The sequence below is a fragment of the Stenotrophomonas nitritireducens genome (assembly GCF_050984405.1).
GTDB classification, from domain to species: domain Bacteria; phylum Pseudomonadota; class Gammaproteobacteria; order Xanthomonadales; family Xanthomonadaceae; genus Stenotrophomonas; species Stenotrophomonas nitritireducens_B.
This window is the reverse complement of record NZ_CP158790.1, coordinates 501,415-519,153: the sequence shown is the minus strand read 5'-3', so window position 1 is coordinate 519,153 and position 17,739 is coordinate 501,415. Positions and strand designations below refer to the sequence as shown.

9 protein-coding genes are annotated in these 17,739 nt (G+C 70.4%); 5 read left to right on the top strand and 4 right to left on the bottom strand.

The genetic code is table 11. The features are described from left to right. Positions 1–21: 21 nt before the first annotated feature. From ABTV91_RS02170 to ABTV91_RS02160, 3 genes are all read right to left on the bottom strand, one after another. On the bottom strand, positions 22–915 hold the full coding sequence (locus ABTV91_RS02170; protein WP_433853007.1) for a BPSS1780 family membrane protein: 894 nt from the start codon (positions 913–915) through the stop codon (positions 22–24). A gap of 664 nt (positions 916–1,579) precedes the next feature. Next, positions 1,580–2,305 carry a glutamine amidotransferase gene (locus ABTV91_RS02165; RefSeq protein WP_433853006.1) on the bottom strand — a complete coding sequence of 242 codons (726 nt, stop codon included), beginning with the start codon at positions 2,303–2,305 and terminating at the stop codon, positions 1,580–1,582. Beyond that, on the bottom strand, positions 2,302–4,071 hold the full coding sequence (locus ABTV91_RS02160) for a GspE/PulE family protein (protein ID WP_433854098.1): 1,770 nt from the start codon (positions 4,069–4,071) through the stop codon (positions 2,302–2,304). Before ABTV91_RS02160 ends, ABTV91_RS02165 begins: the two co-directional genes overlap by 4 nt. A gap of 121 nt (positions 4,072–4,192) precedes the next feature. Between ABTV91_RS02160 and glyQ the strand changes: the two genes are divergently transcribed. From glyQ to ABTV91_RS02145, 3 genes are read left to right on the top strand one after another with little or no spacing between them, the layout of a single operon-like run. Beyond that, on the top strand, positions 4,193–5,104 hold the full coding sequence (gene glyQ, locus ABTV91_RS02155) for a glycine--tRNA ligase subunit alpha (RefSeq protein WP_433853005.1): 912 nt from the start codon (positions 4,193–4,195) through the stop codon (positions 5,102–5,104). Then, positions 5,101–7,173 carry a glycine--tRNA ligase subunit beta gene (gene glyS, locus ABTV91_RS02150; RefSeq protein ID WP_433853004.1) on the top strand — a complete coding sequence of 691 codons (2,073 nt, stop codon included), beginning with the start codon at positions 5,101–5,103 and terminating at the stop codon, positions 7,171–7,173. Before glyQ ends, glyS begins: the two co-directional genes overlap by 4 nt. 3 nt (positions 7,174–7,176) lie before the next feature. Beyond that, positions 7,177–8,739 carry a tetratricopeptide repeat-containing sulfotransferase family protein gene (locus tag ABTV91_RS02145; protein ID WP_433853003.1) on the top strand — a complete coding sequence of 521 codons (1,563 nt, stop codon included), beginning with the start codon at positions 7,177–7,179 and terminating at the stop codon, positions 8,737–8,739. Positions 8,740–8,787: 48 nt separating this feature from the next. On the opposite strand, the gene ABTV91_RS02140 is transcribed toward ABTV91_RS02145, so the two are convergent. Continuing rightward, complete coding sequence (locus tag ABTV91_RS02140; protein WP_433853002.1) at positions 8,788–11,562, bottom strand: TonB-dependent receptor; 2,775 nt, start codon at positions 11,560–11,562, stop codon at positions 8,788–8,790. A 203-nt stretch (positions 11,563–11,765) separates the two neighbouring features. Here ABTV91_RS02140 and ABTV91_RS02135 point away from each other — a divergent pair, with 203 nt between their 5' ends. Both ABTV91_RS02135 and ABTV91_RS02130 read left to right on the top strand, forming a co-directional pair. After that, a complete protein-coding gene (locus tag ABTV91_RS02135; protein ID WP_433853001.1) occupies positions 11,766–13,550 on the top strand; it encodes an autotransporter assembly complex protein TamA in 1,785 nt (594 codons plus the stop codon). 92 nt (positions 13,551–13,642) lie between these two features. After that, a complete protein-coding gene (locus ABTV91_RS02130; RefSeq protein ID WP_433854097.1) occupies positions 13,643–17,422 on the top strand; it encodes a translocation/assembly module TamB domain-containing protein in 3,780 nt (1,259 codons plus the stop codon). Positions 17,423–17,739: the final 317 nt, after the last annotated feature.

Here is a 17,739-nt window from a genome sequence, read left to right as displayed (position 1 = left end):
GCCGCGGCAGGTGGAAGCCGGTCAGGCTTCCAGCACGTGGCCGCCGCCGACCGGCGGTGGCACGGCCTCCACCGGGCCGAGCATCTGCTTCCAGGCCGCGTACACCGCGCCGGCGAACACCGGCATCAGCACGGCCATCAGCAGCAGCTGCGCCACCGCCATGGCCACGGTCTGGCCGGCGATCAGGCCGATGACCAGCGACACGATCAGCACCGCGAAGTAGATCGCGAAGATGGCGATGAAGGCCAGCACGAAGAACACCAGCATCGCCGGCAGGTTGCGCAGGCTCGAACGCAGGCTGCGGCGCAGCGCGTGCCAGCCGCCGACGCGCTGGAACATCACCTGCGGCGGCATCACGAACAGCGCCAGGGTGAGCGCGGCGAAGGCCGCCAGCATCAGCAGCAGCCACAGCAGGATGCGGCCGGCCGGCAGCGTCGCCACCAGCGCCTCGATCTGCGCCGGATCCGGCTGCGCGCCGGACTGGCTCAGTTCGTTGAGGCGCAGCATCACGTCGGACAACCGCTGCAGGCCATCGGTGCCGACCAGCACCAGCAGCAGCGTGCCCAGCACCAGCGCGGCCACCAGCTGCGGCAGCAGGGCCACCAGCAGGTGCGGGGCGCGGCCTTCGCGCACGCCTTCGAGCAGGTGCGCCGGGCGCGCCTGGCGGTTCTGGTCGACTTCGCGCACGGCCCACAGCAGGCCGCCCATGAACAGCGGGCCGGCCAGCAGCAGCAGGAACTGCACCAGCGTGCCCAGCGCCGGCACCAGCAGGGACAGCGACAGCACCAGCGAGGTGCCTACGCCCCAGAGGATGCCCAGCGAACCCAGCGCCAGCGGCGCGCGCTTGAGCAGGCCGAAGCCGGCCAGCAGCCATTCCGCGCCGGCGGAGGCCGGCACCTTGCGAATATCGCCCATTGCAGTTCCGAAAAGGGGAGGGCGCCAGCGACAGGCCGACGCTGGGCGGATTATCGCCCGAAACCCTGTCCGGGTTTATGAGGAACAAGTAACGGTGTGATGGCCGTGCGCGGCGGGGATCGGGCGGAGAGGCCGCGCCGGAGGCGGAAGCGCAGGCGGTCGCGTTCCGGCCGTTACTGCTCTGGACACGGCGACGGCCTTCGACCCACCAACGGCACCAGGCGGATCACCGACAGTAGCCGGTCCGAAGCCGTGGGCAGGCCAGGAACAGTCGCCGCCCGACGTTGCCATGCCAGGTGACCTCCGGGCTGGTACGTCGCGCCCGCCATGCCGTCATGGCGAATGTCGCGTGGTGCCGCCTGGAGCGCGGTCTGGAACGGCCAGGCCCCGTGGCAAAAGGCGCATCCCGGCAGACCGCGGACCGATCGGCGGGGATATTGGGTGGTATAGAGCAGGTAGCGACGCGCACGGGTGTGCGACCCCGTCGGTCGGCTCCGCGGTTGCCCCGCCGTCGGTGGTTCCGATACGGACGTTTCCGCCAAAGGCGAATCCGACCAGATGACCGGCCATGTGGAGCGCAGCGGCGATCGCGCCGGCGCCGACGGATCAGGGCGGCGTCAGCGCCCCGCCAGCGCCCCGCCAGCGGGAGGCCCCGATACCGGCCTCAATGCACCCCGCGCCGCACGTGCCGCACGAAGCGGCGCAGCAGCTGGCGGGCCAGCGGCGCGGCGCTGACCTCGCGCGCCACGCTGCGCGCGCAGCCGCCATGGCGGGCGATGCAGTCGGCGCGGGCGCGCACGTAGCCGCGCATGTGATGGGTGGCGAACTCGGGATGGAACTGCAGGCCCCAGGCCTGTTCCCCCCAGCGGAAGGCGTGGCAGTTGTCCTGCACCGAGCGCGCCAGCACGGTGGCGCCTTCCGGCGCGCGCAGCACGGTCTGCAGGTGGGTGGCATGGGCCGGGAAACTGGCCGGCAGGCCGGCGAACAGCGGATCGGCGGCGGCCGGTTCGGCCAGCTCCAGGCGGATCGTGCCGGATTCGCGGCCGGCCGGGTTGTAGTCGACCTGGCCGCCCAGCGCGTGGGCCAGCAGCTGGTGGCCGTAGCAGATGCCCAGCAGCGGCATGCCGCCGTGGGCGGCCTCGCGCAGCCAGTCGGCGCTGCGCTCGCTCCAGTCGGCGCGGTCGGTGACGAAGGCGGCCGAGCCGGTGACGATGGTGGCGGCGAAGCCGTGGCGTTCGGGCAGGCGTTCGCCGTGCTCGACGTTGACCACCACGGTCTCGGCTTCCTCCAGGCCCGCGGCGACGCGGATCCAGTGCGGAAAGCGGCCGTAACGGCGCAGGGTCGGGAACGGCTGCCCGGTTTCGACGATCAGGAACGGCTGGGACTTCATTCCGCGGGAGGCAGCACTGACAGGACTTCCTCGATTGTAGTCAGCCCCTGCGCCACCTTTTCAAGCCCGGTGCGGCGCAGGGTACGCAGCCCTTCGGCGCGCGCGGCGCGGCTGAAACCGGCCAGGTCCATGTCGCGGGTGATCAGGGCGCGCAGCCGCGGAGCCAATGGCAGCAGCTCGTACAGGCCGATCCGGCCCATGTAGCCGGTGCGGCGGCACTCCAGGCAGCCGACCGGCGCACAGGCGTGGATGGCATCAGGTAATGCCTCATCGCCATCACGCAGCGGCGCCCAGTCGGCGTCGTCGAGCACGTCGGCGCGCCTGCAGTGCGGGCACAGGGTGCGCACCAGCCGCTGCGCCAGCACGCCGTTGACGGTGGAGGCGATCAGGTAGTGCGGGATGCCCAGGTCGAGCAGGCGGGTGATGGCCGAGGGCGCGTCGTTGGTGTGCAGGGTGGACAGCACCAGGTGGCCGGTCAGCGCCGCCTGCACCGCCATCTGCGCGGTCTCCAGGTCGCGGATCTCGCCGATCATGATGATGTCCGGGTCCTGGCGCAGCAGGGTGCGCACCCCGGCCGCGAAGTCCAGGTCGATGTTGGCCTGCACCTGCATCTGGTTGAATTCCGGCGCGATCATCTCGATCGGGTCCTCCACCGTGCATACGTTCACGTCCGGCGTGGCCAGCCGCTTGAGCGTGGAATACAGGGTGGTGGTCTTGCCCGAGCCGGTGGGGCCGGTGACCAGCACGATGCCGTGCGGGCGCGACACCAGCTCGTTCCAGCCGGCCGCTTCCTCCGGGCTGAAGCCCAGCTGCTCGATGCTCTTGAACGCCGCGTCCGGGTCGAAGATGCGCATCACGCACTTCTCGCCGAACGCGGTGGGCATGGTCGACAGGCGCATTTCCACCTCGCGCCCGCCCGGCGAACGGGTCTTGATGCGGCCGTCCTGCGGCCGCCGGCGTTCGGCCAGGTCCATGCGCCCGAGCACCTTGATGCGGCTGACCACGGCGGTCATCACCGCCGGCGGCAGCTCGAACACCTTGTGCAGCACGCCGTCGATGCGGAACCGCACCCGGCCCATGTCGCGGCGCGGTTCCAGGTGGATGTCGCTGGCGCGCTGCTCGTAGGCGTACTGCAGCAGCCAGTCGACGATGCTGACCACGTGGTGGTCGTCGGCGTTGACGTCGCCGGCGCGGCCCAGCTCCACCAGCTGCTCGAAGCTGGGCAGGCTGCCGCCGTCGCTGCGCGCGTCGCCGCGGGCGCCCCGCACCGAGCGGGTGACGCCGAAGAACTCCATCGAATAGCGGTGCAGGTCCAGCGGGTTGACCAGCACGATCTCGACCCGGCGCCGGGTCAGGTGCTGCAGGTCGGGTATCCAGTCGCGCGCCATCGGCTCGCTGGTGGCCACCAGCACGCGTTCGCCGTCGATCGCCAGCGGCAGGATGCGGTGGCGCCGCGCATAGGCGTGCGAGACCACGGCGGTGGCGTTGGCCACGTCCACGCGGGTGGGGTCGATGCGCAGGTGGCGGACCCCGGTGCGCGCGGCCAGCCATTCGGTCAGCCGCTCCAGCCCCAGCTCGCCGGATGCGGGCGCCGCCGCGGCCAGCTTGAGGTTGGCCAACAGCACCAGCGGGTGCACCTCGCTGGCGTTGCGCGCGCCCTGCGCCGAGAAACGGATGCGCTCCTGGTCGTGCGCCGCCACCAGGCCGTCGCCGAGCAGGGCGGCGGCGATGTTGGAGAACTGCAGCCGGCCGGGGGCGATGGCCACCGGCGGTGGCGGGGTCGGGGGGCTCTGCGCGGCCTGCTGTTCCACCTGAAACTCCTTGCTGGCGCGGCCGCCGCGCGGTCGCTCGCTATACTAGCGCACCCATCCGTACGGCCCAGGCAGCATGTCCGCGACTCCCACCGTTCCCATCACTTTCCAGGGCCTGATCCAGACCCTCAACGACTACTGGGCGAAGCAGGGCTGCGTGCTGATCCAGCCGCTGGACCTGGAAGTGGGCGCCGGCACCTTCCACCCGGCCACCTTCCTGCGCTCGATCGGCCCGGAAAGCTGGAACGCCGCCTACGTGCAGCCCAGCCGCCGTCCCACCGACGGCCGCTACGGCGAGAACCCCAACCGCCTGCAGCGCTACTACCAGTACCAGGTGGCGATGAAGCCGAGCCCGGACAACATCCAGCAGCTGTACCTGGATTCGCTCAAGGCGCTGGGCATCGACCCGCTGGTGCACGACCTGCGCTTCGTCGAGGACAACTGGGAATCGCCGACCCTCGGCGCCTGGGGCCTGGGCTGGGAAGTGTGGCTCAACGGCATGGAAGTCACCCAGTTCACCTACTTCCAGCAGGCCGGCGGCCTGGAATGCCGCCCGGTGCTGGGCGAGATCACCTACGGCCTGGAGCGGCTGTGCATGTACCTGCAGAACTGCGACAACGTCTACGACCTGGTGTGGACCTACGGCCCGGACGGCACGCCGGTCAGCTACGGCGACGTCTACCACCAGAACGAGGTGGAGCAGAGCACCTACAACTTCGAGCATGCCGACGTGGAAGAAATGTTCCACCGCTTCGACGCCTGCGAGAAGGAAGCGCAGAAGCTGGTCGAGGCCGGCCTGCCGCTGCCGGCCTATGAACAGGTCTGCAAGGCCTCGCATTCGTTCAACCTGCTCGATGCACGCCGCGCGATCTCGGTGACCGAGCGCCAGCGCTACATCCTGCGCGTGCGCGCGCTGGCCCAGGCCGTGGCCAAGCTGTACGAGGCCAAGCGCCTGGAAGCGGTGGCCGCCAAGGAGGTGCAGGCATGAGCATGCAGCCGCTGCTGATCGAACTGGGCGTGGAGGAGCTGCCGGTCAAGGCGCTGCCGGGCCTGGCGCAGGCCTTCTTCGACGGCGTGATCGACGGGTTGGCCAAGCGCGGCATCGCCTTCGAGCGCGGTGACGCCAAGCCGCTGTCCACCCCGCGCCGCCTGGCGGTGCTGCTGCCGGGCGTGGAAACCGAACAGCCTGAGCAGCACTCGGAAGTGTTCGGCCCGTACCTCAACATCGCGCTGGACGCCAACGGCGAGCCGACCAAGGCGCTGCAGGGCTTCGCCGCCAAGGCCGGCATCGACTGGACCGCGCTGGAGCGCACCACCGACGCCAAGGGCGAGCGCTTCGTGCTGCGTTCGGTGACCCCGGGCGCGAGGACCGCCGCGCTGCTGCCGGAGATCGTGCGCGAGGCCATCGCCGCGATGCCGATCCCCAAGCCGATGCGCTGGGGCGCGCACGAATATGCCTTCGCCCGGCCGGTGCACTGGCTGGTGCTGCTGCACGGCAATGACGTGGTCGACGCCGAACTGCTCGGCTTGACGTCCGACCGCTTCAGCCGCGGCCACCGCTTCATGGCCGACAAGCAGGTGTGGCTGAGCCACCCGTCCGACTACGTCGAATCGCTGAAGGCCGCCAACGTGCTGGTCGACGCCGACGCGCGCCGCGAGCGCATCGTGCACGAGGTCAACGCCGCCGCCGCGCAGGCCGGCGGCGTGGCGCGCATCACCGACGACAACCTGGAACAGGTGGTCAACCTGGTCGAATGGCCGTCGGCGGTGCTGTGCAGCTTCGAGCGCGAGTTCCTGGCCGTGCCGCAGGAAGCGCTGATCGAGACGATGGAGATCAACCAGAAGTTCTTCCCGGTGCTCGATGCCGGCGGCAAACTGACCGAGAAGTTCATCGGCATCGCCAACATCGAATCGAAGGACGTGGCCGAAGTGGCCAAGGGCTACGAGCGCGTGATCCGCCCGCGTTTCAGTGACGCCAAGTTCTTCTTCGACGAGGACCTCAAGCAGGGCCTGGTGTCGATGGGCGACGGGCTATCGAGCGTCACCTACCAGGCCAAGCTGGGCACGGTGGCGGACAAGGTGCAGCGCGTATCGGCGCTGGCCCAGCACATCGCCGCGCAGGTGGGCGTGGACGTGGCGCAGGCGCGCCGTGCCGCCGAGCTCGCCAAGAACGACCTGCAGTCGCGCATGGTGGGCGAGTTCCCGGAACTGCAGGGCATCGCCGGCCGCCACTACGCCGTGGCCGGCGGCGAATCGCCCGCCGTCGCGCTGGCCATCGACGAGGCCTACCAGCCGCGCTTCGCGGCCGACGACATCGCGCTGTCGCCGCTGGGCAAGGTGCTGGCCATCGCCGAGCGCCTGGACACGCTGGCCGGCGGTTTCGCCGCGGGCCTCAAGCCGACCGGCAACAAGGACCCGTTCGCGCTGCGGCGCAATGCGCTGGGCCTGGCGCGCACGATCATCGAGTCGGGCTTCGATCTGGATCTGCCGGCACTGCTGGTCGCCGCCAATGCCGGTCTGGCAACACGCAACGTGCAGGCGGATGCGGGCGAACTGCATGACTTCATCATCGACCGCCTGAAGGGCTACTACAGCGACAAGGGCGTGCCCGCCACGCACTTCAACGCCGTCGCCGAACTCAAGCCGGCCTCGCTGTACGACTTCGACCGCCGCATCGACGCCATCGGCACCTTCGCCCAGCTGCCCGAGGCCGAGGCGCTGGCCGCGGCCAACAAGCGCATCCGCAACATCCTGCGCAAGGCCGAGGGCGACATCCCGGGCACCATTGATCCGGCGCTGCTGCGCGAACCGGCCGAGAGCGAACTGGCCGAAGCCGTGGCCGCGGCCATCGACGACACCGGCGCCGCGCTGGCGCAGAAGGACTACGTCAGCGTGCTCGGCCGCCTGGCGCGCCTGCGCCCGCAGGTCGATGCGTTCTTCGACGGCGTCATGGTCAACGCCGACGACCCGGCCCTGCGCGGCAACCGCCTCGCGCTGCTGCGCACCCTGGGCGACCGCCTGGGCAGCGTGGCGGCGATCGAGCACCTGTCCGGCTGAGGCATGGACCCGGCCGCCTCCTGGCAGTCCGCGCAGGCCGCCCTGGCCCGGCGCAACATGCCGGAGGCACGCCGGCACCTGCTGGCGGTGCTGGAACGGCAGCCCACGCACGCCTACGCGCGGGTGATGCTGGCCGGCACGGTGCTGGCCCAGGGCCGCCTGCGCGAAGCCGTGCAGCAGCTGCAACTGGCGGCCAGGCAGGAATACGACGATCCGGCGCTGCTGCTGCGGGTGGCGCAGGCGCTGCTGCGGGTCGGCGACAGCGAAGGCGTGGCGACGCTGATGCGGCAGGCCTGCGTGGCGCGCTGCGACGATGCGCCTACGCTGGCGGCGCTGGCCCACGTGCTGCAGTCGCTGGGCCTGCACGCCGATGCGCTGCGCCTGATGCGGCGCGCCGCCGCGGCCGGTTTCGACAACGCCGATTTCCACTACTTCCTCGGTGTGCAGCTGCAGTTCAACGGCGAGCTGGACGCGGCCGGGCAGGCGCTGGCGCGCTGCCTGCAGTTGCGCCCCGGCCACGGCCGCGCCGCGCTGACGCGCGCGCGCCTGCGCCGCTGGCACGCCGGCGACCACCATGTCGACGCGCTGCGCAGGCAGTTGCAGGCCGTCAACGCCGACAGCGAGGACGGCGCGGCGCTGTGGTTCGCGTTGTACAAGGAACTGGAGGACCTTGGCGACCTGGACGGCGCCTGGGACGCGCTGCGCCACGGCAATGCGGTGATGTGGCGGCGGCTGCGCCACGACCGGCTCGCCGACGGCACCCAGCACGACGCCATGGCGCGGCTGGCGGCCGACGGCGTTTTCGCCGCGGCCGATGGCGTGGAGGACGACGGCGGCGCCCAGCCGATCTTCATCGTCGGCATGCCGCGCTCGGGCACCACGGTGCTGGAGCGCATGCTCGGCAATCATTCGCAGGTGGCATCGGCCGGCGAACTGGGCGATTTCGCCCAGCAGCTGCGCTGGGCCGCCGACCAGGCCGGGCGCGCGTTGCTGGACCCGCCGCTGCTGCAGGCCTTGGCGTCGCTGGATTACCGGGGCATCGGCCAGGGCTACCTGCGGCAGGTGCGTTGGCGGCTGCAGGGCCAGCGCCGCTTCATCGACAAGCTGCCGCCCAATTACCTGCTGGCCGGGCCCATCGCCCGGGCGCTGCCGCAGGCGCTGATCGTGCATGTCCGGCGCGACCCGATGGCGGTGTGCTTCTCCAATTACCGGGCGATGTTCGGCGACTCCTACGGCTACAGCTACGACTTCGATGCCCTGGCCGCGCACCACCACGCCTACGCGGAACTGATGCGCGCCTGGCAGCGGCACCTGCCCGGGCGGGTGCTCGAGATCGACTACGAGGCGATGGTGCGCGACCCCGAGGCGGCGCTGGCGCAGGTGCTGCGCCAATGCGGTCTGGTGCCGGAGCAGGGCGCCAGCGACCTGACCCGCAACGCCGCGGCCACCGCCACGCTGAGCAGCGTGCAGGTGCGCGAGCCGGTGCACGCGCGCAATGTCGAGGAATGGCGGCGTTATGCCGGGCCGCTCGCGCCGCTGCGCGAACGTCTGCAGGCGGCCGGATGAAACGGGGGCGGCCGTGGCCGCCCCCGTTCCGTCCCCTGACCGCGCGGGTTACTGGCTGCGCCCGAAACGCCAGTTCACTTCCAGCATGTAGGAGCGGCCGTAGCCGTTGTAGTTGAAGATGTTGTAGTACGGGTAGCTGGTGTAGGTACGGTCGCGCGGCGGCCGTTCGCCGGTCAGGTTGTTGGCGGTCAGGCTCAGCGACACGTCGTCGGTCACCGCGTAGTCCAGGGTCAGGTTGAAGGTGGTCCACGCCTTGACCTTGCCGGCGTCGTCGGCGGCGTAGCCCTCGGTGCTGTCCTGCGCGGCGAAGTTCGGCGTGCGCCCGTAGCGGATGCCGTACAGGGTGGTGGTCCAGTCGCCCATCTGCCAGCCCAGGGTGGCGCTGAAGATGTTCTTGAACTCCGAGGAGTAGTACGGATCGCGCAGCAGGTCGATCACCGGGTCCTCCGGGTACTGCTGGCTTTCATGCTTGAGCGTGACGTTGTAGCGCGCGCCCAGCATGAAACTGCCCCACGCATCGGTGGCCCAGCGGTAGTCCATGTTGGCGGTGATGCCGCTGACGTCTTCCTTGGCCACGTTGATCGGGTTCACCGCCACCGTGTTGATCTGGTTCGGCTGCGGCGCGTTGGCGCCGGCGCGGCCGATGCGCTGCAGGGCATCGACGCAGGTGGGTGAGCCGGCATCCAGCTGGCCCTGGCGGCAGGCCGCCTCGTTGCGCAGCAGCATGTCCAGGTCGAGGTCGGCGACCTTGTTGTCGATCTTGATGCGGTAGTAGTCGGCGCTGACGGTGAACTGCGCGTTGGGCGACCACACCACGCCGCCGCCCCACGACTTGGCGGTGATCGACTTCAGGTCGGGGTTGCCCGCGCGCGAGCCGCGCACCTGCTCGTCGTTGTAGGAGCACTGGCTGATCGGCACGCCGGGTTCCTCGGTGGCGCAGCGGTAGTAGTCGGGCACGAAGGTGTAGAAACCGCTGTCGCCGGCGAACACGTAGGCCATGTCCGGCGACTTGAACGCGGTGGCGTAGTTGGCGCGCAGCAGCAGCGAATCCAGCGGACGGAACTCCAGCGCCGCCTTCCATGTCGCGCGCGAGTCGCTGCCGCCGCCCTTGTTCTTGTAATCGTCGTAGCGCCCGGACAGGCTGGCGGTGAGCCGGCTGAAGATCGGCACGCGCAGTTCCACCGCGGCGGCCCAGTTGTCGCGCTTGCCCGAACCCTGGGTGCCGCTCAGGCCCCAGAACTCGTCGTTGACCACGCGCGGGTCGGTGGGGTTGCTCCAGGACTGCTGGCCGGCCTGCAGCACGCCGGCGAAGCCGACGTCGCCGGCGGGCAGCGAGAACAGCGCCGTGTTGGTGAACTGCAGGTTGACGTTCTGCGTCCAGGTCTTGGACTTGGTGCGGATCTCGCCCTGGAAGCTGCGGTACTGCTCGGGCGTCAGCGGCTGGTAGAAGCCGGCGTCGTTGGGTTCGTAGATCGGGTAGCCGTAATAGTCGCCCAGCTGCGGCCCCAGGAAGTGCTCGCGGAAGAAGTCCTCCATCTTGTCCTTCAGCGGCCACCACTGGCGGCTGTCGATGTGGTACTCCGAGCGTGCGTAGTAGGCGTTGTAGTCCCAGTTGGACTGGCCCACCGTGCCCTTGATGCCCAGGGCGACATTGTAGGAATCGGCGGTCTGGCGTTCGTTGTTGAAGTCGCGGTCGCCGGTTTCCTCCGGCGAGAAAATGCGCTGGTAGCTCTCCAGGTCGCCGGTGAGGTTGTTGAAGATGTAGCCGCTGGTATCGATCGAGGGCTGCCAGAAGCGCGACCCGGAGTTGCTCTCGTTCTTGGTGCGGTTGAGCAGCACGGTGGCGTAGACGTCGGTGCTGTCGTTGAGCGCGTAGTTCAGGTTGGCGTAGCCCGACGCGCTGCGTTCCTTGTTGAGGATGGTCGAATAGCCCGGCTCGTAGCGGCTGCCGCAGTAGTTGCCGCGGCCGGGGCGGGTGTCGTAGACGGTGGTGCCGCCGAACAGCCCGGACAGCGGTGCGCAGGCGGCCTCGCCGGGGTCGATGTAGGCGCCGCTGCTGGCGTTGTGCACGAAGGTGCGGCTGCCGTAGCGGGCGGCGACGTCGGGGTTGTCGTTGGTGGAATCGAAGTCCTTGCGGTTGAAGCCGTAGATCGGGTCCTGGTTGCTCAGCTGCAGGCCGGCGGTCAGGTCCAGCTGGTCCCAGCTGCGGCCGCTGGTCAGCTGGAAGCGCTGGTTGCCGCCGCCGCCGCCATCGTAGGCGCCCATGCGGAAGCTCATCTGGGTGCCGTCCAGCTTCTTCTTCAGGATGATGTTGACTACGCCGGCGATGGCGCTGGAGCCGTAGATCGACGACTGGTTGCCGGGCGCGATGTCGATGCGCTCGACCATCGCGGTGGGGATGCTGGCCAGGTCGACGAAGTTGCTCTGGCCGTTGTAGAGCAGCGGGTAGTCGGCCATGGGGCGGCCGTCGATCAGCACCAGGGTGAAGCCCGGGTCCAGGCCCAGCAGGCTGATCGGCTTGGCGCCGGGGGTGAAGCCGCCTGAGAACTGGCTGTCCTGCACGGCGCCGGTGGCCAGCGGCTGCGAGCGCAGCACCTCGTAGACGTCCTTGAAGCCCTGCTTCTGGATGTCCTGCGCGGTGATCGAGGTGATCGGCGTGGCCGTTTCCACCTGGACCTGCGGGATCAGCGAGCCGGTGACGGTGATGCGGTCGAGCGTCTCTACGTTCTTCCCGCTGCCGGTGTCCTGGGACTGGGCGGAGGACAGCGGGGAATAGGCGGTGATGGCCGCGCAGATGGCGGCGCTCAGCAACTGGCGTTTCATGGATTGGATTCCTGGCTCGCGGCGGGTGGACGGCGGGACCCAGTCGGACCGGACGCTCTTCCAGGAGCGGATTCGTTCGCGGCCGTGCCGCAACGACGCATGCATGAACCGGAGGGGGCTGGATGCGTTCACGATAATTTAACCGTCGAAGTGAAACCGCCGTGATGATTCCGGCCTTCACGAGCGCCCGGTATGCTGTCGCGATGCTGCCCAAGAACCTCGCATTTGCCCTTTTTCTGGCCACATTCGCCGCCGTTCCCTTCGCCCATGCCCGCGGCACGATCGAGAAGGTCCAGATCAAGGGACTGGACAAGGGCGACGACGCGGCCATCATCGAAAACATCGAGGTTTCGCTGTCGCTGTACGACACCATCGGCAAGGTGCAGGGCGAATCGCGCCTGGAATACCTGCTGTCGCAGGCCGAGCGCCAGACCCGGCAGGCGCTGGAGCCGTTCGGCTACTACAACCCGACCATCACCGTGGAGGCGCCGCGCGAGGGTGACACCGTGCGGGTGGTGATCCAGGTGGAGAAGGGCGAGCCGGTGCGGGTGCGCCAGTCGGAAGTGGTCATCACCGGCCCGGCCGCGCGCGACCGCTACCTGCAGCAGGACCTGGAGGACTTCCAGCCGCGCGAGGGCGCGCCGTTCGACCACAGCACCTACGAGGCCAGCAAGGTCGTCATCACCCGGCGCCTGTCCGAGCGCGGCTACTTCGATGCGGATTTCACCCAGCGCAAGGTCGAAGTGACCCGCGCGGAGAACGCGGCCGACATCTTCCTGAGCTGGGACAGCGGCCGCCGCTACAACATGGGCCGCATCACCTTCAACCAGGATTATTTCCGCCCGGGGCTGTTCGACCCGCTGGTGTACTGGGAGGAAGGCAGCTACTGGCACGAGGGCAAGCTCGACCGCCTGCGCGAATCGCTGACCAAGCTGGACTACTTCAGCACCATCGACATCCAGCCGCACCCGGAGGACGCCTATGGCGACGGCGAGGTGCCGGTGGACGTCAGCCTCACCCTGGCCAAGCGCACCATCTACACCGCCGGCCTGAGCTACGGCAGCGAGAGCGGCGCGGGTGTGCGCGGCGGCGTGGAGCGGCGCTACGTCAACAGCCGCGGCCACAAGCTCAACACGCAGCTGGACTACGCGCAGAAGCGCAAGAGCCTGATCACCAGCTACCGCATTCCGGCGTTCCGCTGGCTCGACGGCTGGTACACCTTCGCCGCCAGCGCCTACGACGAGCAGACGCGCTACATCGACATGCGCAACTTCAAGCTGATCGGCAGCCGCAGCGGCGAGATCAACCAGCACTGGACCGCCATCGCCTCGGTCAACGCGCTGCGCGAGCGCTGGCGCTACAGCTCCGGCGACCAGTTCACCGACGCGGTCTACCAGTACTCCACGCTGGTGTACCCGCAGTTGACCGCCGATTACCTGGACGTGGACGACCGGGCGTTCCCGCGCCGCGGCTTCAGCGGCAACGCCACGCTGCGCGGCGGCATCGAGGGCGCCGGTTCGGACACCAGCTTCATCCAGGCCGATGCCACGCTGCGCTGGTACATGCCGCTGGGCGACACCGACCGGCTGATCCTGCGCGGCCAGGCCGGCACCACCTGGACCAGCGACCTGGTGGCGATGCCGCCGAGCCTGCGCTACTTCGCCGGCGGCGACCGCTCGATCCGCGGCTACGCCTGGCGCGAGGTCGGGCCGCGCACGCCGGCGCCGGACAAGTACGCGCTCGGCGCCAAGCACCTGGTGGTCGGTTCGGCCGAGTACGAGCACTACTTCGGCGGCGGCCCGTGGGGCGCGGCGGTGTTCGTGGACACCGGCAGCGCGTTCGACAACACCATCGACCTGCATACCGGCGTGGGCTTCGGCGTGCGCTGGAAATCGCCGGTCGGGCCGGTGCGCATCGACATCGCGCACGGCCTGAACCACCCCGACTCGCAGTTCCAGCTGTACCTGAACATCGGAGCCGACCTGTGAGCCGCCGCCCCGATCCCGCCGCATCCGGCGACATCACCCCCGAGGAACGCGAGGCGCGCATCGCCGAGCTGCGCGCGCGGCGCCGGGCGCGCATGCGCACGCTGGCGATCCGCAGCGGCATCGGCATCGGCGTGGTCTCGGTGCTGGCCGTGCTGGCGCTGTACTGGCTGCTGCAGACCGTGGCCGGGCGCGACGTGCTGCTGGCGCAGGTGGTGGCGCGGCTGCCGGCCAACTCGTCCCTGACCTGGAGCCGGGTCGAAGGCCCGCTGGCCGGGCCGCTGGTGCTGCACGACCTGGATTTCCGCTACGAGGACATCCACTTCAGCGCCGCGCAGGCCTACCTGGACCCGGACATCCGCCCGCTGCTGGGGCGCAAGCTGCGCCTGGACCTGCTGCGGATCAGCAACGCCCAGCTGGAGCTGGGGCCGCCGGAGGACAAGCCGTTCGAGCTGCCGCGCTGGCCCGACGTGCTGCCGGCCATCGAGCTGCCGCTGGCGCTGCAGGCCGACACCATCGAGATCGACGGCCTGCGCATCGTCCAGCCGGACGCGCCGCCGATCGACATCACCCGCATCCGCGGCGGCATCGAGGCGGCAGACGGCGAATTCCGCGCCACCCAGCTCAAGGTCGCCGGCAACCTGGGCGATTTCCGCATCGACGGCCATTACCTGCCGCGCGAGGACTACCGCACCGATCTCACCGTGAGCGCGCTGATGCCGGCGCGCCCGGGCCAGCCGCGGGCGCGCCTGGGGCTGGTCGCGCGCGGCGACCTGGCGCACATGGAGGTCGCGCTGGCCGGTTACGCGCCCAGGCCGCTGCAGGCCAGCCTGGTGCTCGACGGCCGCACCGACCCGGTGTGGAACGTGGCCGCGCGCAGCGAGGAACTGGACCTGGGCCAGCTGGTGCCGGCGCAGTACCTGGCGCAGGCGCCCGCGCCGCTGGCGCTGGACTTCACCGCGCGCGGCCGCGGCGGCAACGCGCGGTTGCAGGGCCGCGTGCGCCAGGGCGACCAGGAACTGGTGCTGGCGCCATCCAACATCGCCATCGACAACCAGGTGCTGACCGTCTCGCCGCTGGTGGCCGAGGCCTTCGGCGGCAGTGTGCGCCTGCAGGGCAGCGCCGATTTCAGCGACACGCAGAATCCCGGCTTCCGTTTCGCGGTGGTGGCCAGCCAGCTGACCTGGACGCCCGCGCCCGACCCGACGGCGGCGGACACCACGCCGGTGCCGATGCACCTGAAGGAAGCGCGGCTGGGCGTGGCCGGCACCCTGAAGAACTGGGCGGCGGTCGGCAAGGCCGAGGTGGCGCGCGACGCGCAGGACGCCGCGCTCGATTTCGACGTGCGCGGAAGCGACCAGCAGGCGCGCATCGAGAAGCTCAAGGCGACCACGCCAGGCGGTTCGCTCGACCTCAGCGGTTCGGCGGCGTGGGCGCCGGCGCTGTCGTGGGACGTGGACGCGCGCCTGGCCGGCTTCGATCCCGGCTATTTCCTGCCGGGCTGGGAAGGCAACCTGTCCGGCACGCTGGCCTCCACCGGCACGCAGCTGCCGTCGCCGGCCGGCGCCGACGACCTGCGCCTGGACGCCACGCTCGACGTGCCGCAGCTGCGCGGCCGCCTGCGCGGGCGCAGCGTGGACGCGCGCGCCAAGGTGGCCCTGCATGGCACCCAGGGCGAGGGCGACGTGCGCCTGGCGGTGGGCGACAGTCGCGTCGAGGCCAAGGGCAAGGTCGGCGACCGCCTGGACGTGGACGCGACGCTGCAGCCGCTGCACCTGTCCGACCTGCTGCCCGGCGCCAGCGGCAGCGTGGCCGGCAGCGTGCAGGTGCGCGGCACGCCGTCGCAGCCGGACGTCAGCGCCGACCTGCGCGGCGACGGCCTGCAGTGGGACGACTGGAAGGCGGCGCACATCAGCCTTGCCGGCCGCCTGCCGTGGCGCGGCGACAACGGCGCCCTGCAGCTGCAGGCCAGCGGCGTGCAGGCGGGCATGCTGCTCGACCGCCTGCGCATCGACGCACGCGGCAGCCTGCAGGACCTGCGCCTGGACGCCGAGGCGGGCAACGACCTGGGCGCGCTGGCGCTGGCCGGCGGCGTACGCCACGCCGGGCAGGCGTGGCGCGGCGAACTGGCCGCGCTGCGGGTGACGCCGGTCAAGGGCGCGCCGTGGCAGCTGCGGCAGCCGGCGGCGTTCGCCGTGCAGGGCGCGCGGTTCACCCTGGGCGATACCTGCCTGGGCTCGGAAACCGGCGGCGCGCTGTGCGTGGATGCCGACTGGCCGCGCGAAGGCGTGCGCCTGCGCGGCGACGCGCTGCCGCTGGCGCTGGTGCAGCCGTGGCTGCCGCCCAATGCCGGCCGGCGCATCCACCTGCGCGGCGAACTCACCGTCGACGGCCAGCTGCGCCCGCGCGGCAAGGCCTGGGAAGGCAGCTTCAAGGTCGCGTCGCTGGAAGGCGGCATCCGCCTGGGCGACAACGCCCGCGGCGAACTGGTGCGCTACGACCACTTCTCCGTCAACGTGGACATGCAGCCCGGCGGCATCAACGGCTACCTCGGCGTCGGTTTCCAGGGCGACGGCTTCGTCGACGCCAAGGTACGCACCGGCTGGGAGCCGAATGCCGCGCTCGACGGCGAGCTGTACCTGAACATGTCGCGGCTGTACTGGATGGAACTGTTCTCGCCCGACCTGGTGCGGCCCAAGGGGCTGGTCGAGGGCCACGTCAGCCTGCGCGGCACGCGCGCGCAGCCTTCGCTCGGCGGCGAGGCGACGCTCAGCGACTTCACCGGCGAGTTCCCGGCGCTGGGCCTGACCCTGAGCGAGGGCAAGGGCAGTTTCACCGCCCAGCCCGACGGTTCGGCGCGCATCGCCGCGGAGGTGAAGACCGGCGGCGAAGGCGCGTTGAAGGTGCAGGGCGGGCTGTCCTGGTTCGGCGACGCGCAGCCGCTGCAGCTGCACATCGGCGGCGACAACGTGCTGGTCTCCAACACCAGCGAACTGCGCGTGGTCGCCAACCCCGACCTCGATTTCACCCTGGCCGGCACCGCCATGGAACTGCGCGGCAGCGTGCACGTGCCCGAAGCGGCGATCGACCTGGAGCGCCTGGACCGCGGCACCTCGGTGTCCGAGGACGTGGTGGTGCTCGACCCGGTCGATCCGGAGGAATCGCGCTCCTCGCCGCTGGACATGGACCTGGCGGTCAGCCTCGGCGACAAGGTGAAGATGAGCGGCTTCGGCCTGAAGGGCGCGCTGACCGGCAAGATGCAGGTGCGCGCGCGCCCCGGCCGCGAGATGACCGCCAACGGCGGGCTGGAAGTCAGCGGCCGCTACAAGGCCTACGGCCAGGACCTGACCATCACCCAGGGCCAGCTGCTGTGGAACCACGGCGTGGTTTCAGACCCGCGCATCAACATCCGCGCCCAGCGCGGCATCGGCGAGGTCACCGCCGGCATCGTCGTCACCGGCCGCGCGCAGCAGCCGCGCGTGGACGTATGGTCCGACCCGGCGATGTCGCAGTCCGAAGCGCTGTCCTACCTGGTGCTCGGCCGCAGCCTGAGCATGGCCAGCAGCGACCAGGCGCAACAGGTCAACGCCGCCTCGGCGGCGCTGTCGGCCGGCAGCGGCCTGCTCGCCGCGCAGGTCGGCGCCAAGCTCGGTCTGGACGACGCCGGCGTCAGCCAGTCGCGCGCGCTGGGCGGCGCCGTGCTCGGCGTGGGCAAGTTCATCACGCCCAAGCTCTACGTCGGCTACGGCGTATCGCTGATCGGCAGCGGCTCGGTGCTCACGCTGAAATACCTGCTGCGCCGCGGCTTCGACATCGAAGTCGAATCCAGCACGGTGGAAAACCGGGGTTCGGTGAACTGGCGCAAGGAGAAATAGCAGGCGCCGGCGGCGGAGGATCGACCCGGCGATCGGCGCGCTTTCACGCTTCGCCGGGAGCGATGGTCTGCGGCCCGTGGCGGGTTCTGCAGGAGCGCACTCGTAGGAGCGCACTTCAGTGCGCGATGGGGCTTCATCGGTAAAGCTTCATCGCGCACTGAAGTGCGCTCCTGCAAGGGCACTCCCGTGGTGCTGGCACCGTACGTGGCCGCAGGATCGTGAGTACGTTCGCGCGACCAGTCGTCAAGGCGTGCGTCGGCCGGCAGCGCCGAGACAACCGCGCCACGCAGCAGCGGTTTGCCGTCGGCCACATCGGT

Excerpts from the sequence above, each read along its gene's own strand:
- ABTV91_RS02170 (WP_433853007.1), bottom strand. The coding sequence starts at position 915 with ATGGGCGATATTCGCAAGGTGCCGGCCTCCGCCGGCGCGGAATGGCTG.
- ABTV91_RS02165 (WP_433853006.1), bottom strand. The coding sequence starts at position 2,305 with ATGAAGTCCCAGCCGTTCCTGATCGTCGAAACCGGGCAGCCGTTCCCG.
- glyQ (WP_433853005.1), top strand. The coding sequence starts at position 4,193 with ATGTCCGCGACTCCCACCGTTCCCATCACTTTCCAGGGCCTGATCCAG.
- glyS (WP_433853004.1), top strand. The coding sequence starts at position 5,101 with ATGAGCATGCAGCCGCTGCTGATCGAACTGGGCGTGGAGGAGCTGCCG.
- ABTV91_RS02145 (WP_433853003.1), top strand. The coding sequence starts at position 7,177 with ATGGACCCGGCCGCCTCCTGGCAGTCCGCGCAGGCCGCCCTGGCCCGG.
- ABTV91_RS02140 (WP_433853002.1), bottom strand. The coding sequence starts at position 11,562 with ATGAAACGCCAGTTGCTGAGCGCCGCCATCTGCGCGGCCATCACCGCC.
- ABTV91_RS02135 (WP_433853001.1), top strand. The coding sequence starts at position 11,766 with ATGCTGCCCAAGAACCTCGCATTTGCCCTTTTTCTGGCCACATTCGCC.
- ABTV91_RS02130 (WP_433854097.1), top strand. The coding sequence starts at position 13,643 with ATGCGCACGCTGGCGATCCGCAGCGGCATCGGCATCGGCGTGGTCTCG.